The organism is Corynebacterium sp. HMSC076D02 (assembly GCF_001813815.1).
GTDB lineage: Bacteria > Actinomycetota > Actinomycetes > Mycobacteriales > Mycobacteriaceae > Corynebacterium > Corynebacterium simulans.
This window is the reverse complement of the sequence record NZ_KV814073.1, coordinates 1-833: the sequence shown is the minus strand read 5'-3', so window position 1 is coordinate 833 and position 833 is coordinate 1. Positions and strand designations below refer to the sequence as shown.

Here is an 833-nt window from a genome sequence, read left to right as displayed (position 1 = left end):
ACGGAACAAAACCTGGGGCACTTCAAAGCACCCGATGGTTCAAGACTTAGCTGGGGTGCTGTTGCTTGCATGGTTAGCGTCTCTGTGACGATAAAAGTGCCTATAGGAGGGCCGCGAGAAAGCTTCATACCAAACCGACCAGGGGGAGGGGTGCTAGACATAGCCATCACCGCGATTCAGCTCATCGGCAAAGGCACGAACAGCATCCATATCGGCATCGCGTAGCACCGTCGAACGCCGAACCTTCTTGCTCATGTGATCCCACTGCGCCCGGGTGAATTCACCCATCCCCAAAGAGGACAACCAACCCACCTTCTGAGCCACGGAAACGCGAACAGTCAAACGGTCAACGACGACAAGACCAGCCTTATGCGCGGCAACGAGTTCGGTGAGTAGGGCACTGTCAGCCGTACGGATACGACGACCCCGAGCAGACTCAAAACGCTTAAACCAGGTCTCCCAATCATGACCCGTGCGCAGACACCCAGTAGGACGGTCAACACCTGTGGTCCCATACCGAACTAACTGCATGTGACCAGCGATCCCACGTGCATGCTTATAGTCGTCGACTGAGTCCCACGCGCAAGTGTCGAACCCCGCCATTTCGTTGCCGTCAATCACATCAACCCGGAGCGTGCCACGTAGAGGCTGCCGTTTTAGGTCAAAGTCCACCGTTGAGACCTCAGGCGTGCGATCCACCGGGTGGAAGTCCAACCGGTTTACGGACCGCGACAACTCCCGAAATGTTGGGAAAGACGTGTAGGGGTTAGGTATCTTTCCCAGGCGTGAAAGAGCGGTAGGACCTGACCCCTGTTTGGTAGACACCTGATATC

General features: G+C 56.1%; 1 protein-coding gene. It reads right to left on the bottom strand.

Annotated features, from left to right (window positions below; all coding sequences use genetic code 11):
* Positions 1 to 153 precede the first annotated feature (153 nt).
* Positions 154 to 531, bottom strand: a complete 378-nt coding sequence (locus HMPREF2935_RS13060) for a hypothetical protein (RefSeq protein WP_141756051.1) — start codon at positions 529 to 531, stop codon at positions 154 to 156.
* Positions 532 to 833 lie beyond the last annotated feature (302 nt).